Source organism: Collinsella sp. TF11-5AC, assembly GCF_003436775.1.
GTDB lineage: Bacteria > Actinomycetota > Coriobacteriia > Coriobacteriales > Coriobacteriaceae > Collinsella.
Window position 1 is genome coordinate 1 of sequence record NZ_QSQO01000039.1, and the last position, 2,994, is coordinate 2,994.

Annotated in this window: 3 protein-coding genes; all 3 read right to left on the reverse strand. The window is 61.1% G+C overall.

Annotated features, from left to right (window positions below):
* Nucleotides 1-300: 300 nt before the first annotated feature.
* Nucleotides 301-744 (reverse strand): GatB/YqeY domain-containing protein, encoded by a 444-nt coding sequence (locus tag DXD16_RS10085; RefSeq protein WP_006235801.1) that lies wholly within the window; start codon nt 742-744, stop codon nt 301-303.
* A 54-nt stretch (nt 745-798) separates the two neighbouring features.
* A complete protein-coding gene (locus tag DXD16_RS10090) occupies nt 799-2,019 on the reverse strand; it encodes a peptidylprolyl isomerase (protein WP_117655982.1) in 1,221 nt (406 codons plus the stop codon).
* 415 nt (nt 2,020-2,434) lie between these two features.
* A partial coding sequence (locus DXD16_RS10095; protein ID WP_147326457.1) for a transposase occupies nt 2,435-2,994 on the reverse strand: 560 nt, incomplete at its 5' end.

Sequence of the window (2,994 nt, forward strand, 5' to 3'; positions counted from 1 at the left end):
CGTTAGGGTGCCACCCTTACACCAACATTTTCGACGCGATCGCAGCCCACACTACATCCCCGTAAAGAACCCGCAATCTTCCACCCACTCATTGGGCACTCATTTAAGTCTGTCCCCAGTGAGCGCCCAACCGCCCTTGTTGAGCATAAGTCAGCGAAAACCCGTATACGCGAGCAAGGTGACGTGAAATGAAAGGGCGCAGACCTTATGGTCGCGCCCTTGAAATTGAACGTCAGATTGCCGCGTGTACGGGTTTGCAGCGTCGAGCCGTTACGCGGTTTGGTAAAACCGCGTAACAAATTACGCGAGTTTGGCTCCAACGATCTTTGCTGCTGCCGGCTTATCGAAGTTGCCGCCAGTGGCCTTACCCAGAGCGCCCATGACCTGGCCCATCTGCTTCTTGGACGTGGCGCCCAGCTCGGCGATGACCTGCTCGATCAGGGCCTCGAGCTCCTCGCCCGAAACCTGCGCGGGCAGCAGGCTCTCCAGAATCTTGACCTGCTCGGTCAGATTGTCGGTACGCTCCTGGTCGGTGCCGGCCTTGATGGACATCTCCAGCGTCTCGCTCGTCTGCTTGATCAGACGCTTGATCATGCTGTTGACGTCTTCCTCGGTCACATCGCGACGCTCGTTGACCTCGATGTTCTTCACTTCGGCCTTAACCTGGCGGATGATGGACAGGCGAACCTTGTCCTTGGCCTTCATGGCCGCGATCATTTCCTTCTGCAGCTCTTCGTTGGTCATCTGCAAATCCTCTCTAATAGCGTGGGCGGCACTCGCGCGAGCACCGCCCCATGATTACTCAGTCGTCGACGAATCGTCGGTCGAACTCTTGGTGACGCCCTTCAGGCTGACGTTGTATGGCACGTCTTTGGGCATGGGATTGACGGTGATGTCGGCATCCTTCTTGTACTGCTCCAGCCACTCGCTGTACGCGGTGCTGGCCGCCTGCGTCTTCACCACGTTGGAGACGTACTTTTTGATGGCCTTGGGCACCTGGTTGATGTCATCAACCTGATTATCGACATGGAAGTAGTCGGTGCACTTGATGATGTGGTAGCCATAGGTCGACTCGACCACGTCGCTCACATCGCCCTTGTTGAGCCCCTCGAGCGCAGTCTGGTAGCTGTCGACGAAGGTGGTGAGCTTATCCCAGCCCACATCGCCCTTCTTCTCCTTGGAACCGGTGTCCTCGGAGTACTGCTCAACGGCGTCCTCAAAGCTCAGCTCGCCGGAGTTGATCTTGTCCAGGCACTCCTGCGCCTTGGCCTTGGCGGCAGCCTTGTCCTCGTCGGATGCGTCGGAATCGACCTTGATCAGGATGTTCGACGAGCGGCGGGCATCGTTGTACTTCGACAGGTTCTCGTTGATGTAATCGACGATCTCGCTGTCCTTGGGCTTGCTGGTGGGCGCCACGGCATCTTTGAGCTTTTGCTGCGCCAGGCTCTCCTTGAGCGAGCTCTTATAGGTGTCCTCGGTGTAGCCGTAGGTCTTAAGGGTCTTCTTAAAGGTCTTGGCGCCGCCCGCGCTCTTGCACGCGTCCTTCCAGGCTTTCTCAACTTCCTCGTCCGACACCGTCACGCCGTTCTCCTTCTGTGCCTGTTGAAGCAGAATCTGCTGCGTGTAGGAGTCGATGAGTTGCTTGCGGTACTTCTTGGGCGTGAGGTCGTTGTCGACCAGATACTGCGCCCAGTCCTTGTCCTTGGTGTAGCCGTAAGACGTGCGCATGCTCATGATCTGCTTTGTCACGGTGTCCTCGGTGAGGTTGGTGCCGTTGATAGTGGCAGCCACACCGCCGGTAAGCTTGTAGCCCGAGGTATCCTCTGCCTGCGACATGAGACCGGAGCATGCCATGGCCGAGACGGAAAGCAGCATCGCCAGCACGCCGATGACCACCAGAACGATCTTGACGGTCTTAGACACGTACGTCTTGCGCTGCTTCTTACGAGAGCTCGACGCGGCGCGGGCCTGCTGCTCGGGCGTCGGTGCGGCCTCGGAGTTCTTTTTCTTGTTTGCCATAGTTGGCCTTTCGCATCACGAATCGAACAAACGCCATTGTGTCACAACGCAGCCCCGCGACAAAGGGGCAACCCTGGCACTTGGGGACGTTCCTTTTAATATGAGCAGGACATTGTCAAGAGGCAAAATCGGGCCTGGCCCCAACGATATGGGGTCAGGCCCTCTCCCTATATCAACCCGTCCGCGGCGACCTCGGCGTGTCTTACCGACGCTCGTCTTTGCAGTTTAATATCCGCCCGTGGCGATCTCTCGCTGGGCAATCCGTTGCTACGGCTGAGGCTTCTACGTCGAACCGGCAGTCTGTGCACGCGTGTGGCGCCCTGGGCGCTCGCAGAAAAGGGACCTGAGGTTCGCCTCAACGGCTTCGGATCGAACCGCTTCCGGGGTGACTGGCTTATGTGCGGGGGACCGCCCCCTACGCCTCCTCGGCCATGAGGCCGACCGCCCACACCCAGCAGGCGAGCTCGCGCGCCGTGGCGACGTTCGCCTTGTTGCCGTGGACCCCGCGCGCGAGCAGCGCCTCCCGCCTCTCGACCAGCCTCCGCACGCCCTTGGCGGCATGCCTCCGGGCGCCCCGGTCCGGGGCCTGGCCCTTGGCGAGGTCCTTCGGCCGCCCCGAGCACGTCAGGTAGTGCCACGCGGCCTCGACCAGCGTCTTCCTCAGGTGCTTGTTGCCGGCCTTGGTGATCGCGCCCCTGCGGTCGCTCTCCCCGCTGGAGTGCTCGGAGGGCGTCAGGCCGACCCACGCGGCGAACGAGCGGGCGTTCCTGAACCTGGAGAACTCGCCGGCCTCGAACACGAGGTCGGCGGCGGAAGCGGTGTCGACGCCCTTGAGGCAGCGCAGGGAGTCGACCCTCTTCCGCCACCTGGGCTTGCGGGCCTCGGCCTCGACGAGCCCCTCGAGCCTCGCCTTCTCCTCCGCCGCCCGCCTGACCGCGTCGACGTAGTAGGCGAGCGCGTCGTTGTCGGCCCCCT

Bases quoted from the DNA above. Each gene is read 5' to 3' on its own strand.
- DXD16_RS10085 (WP_006235801.1), bottom strand. From the start codon at position 744: ATGACCAACGAAGAGCTGCAGAAGGAAATGATCGCGGCCATGAAGGCC.
- DXD16_RS10090 (WP_117655982.1), bottom strand. From the start codon at position 2,019: ATGGCAAACAAGAAAAAGAACTCCGAGGCCGCACCGACGCCCGAGCAG.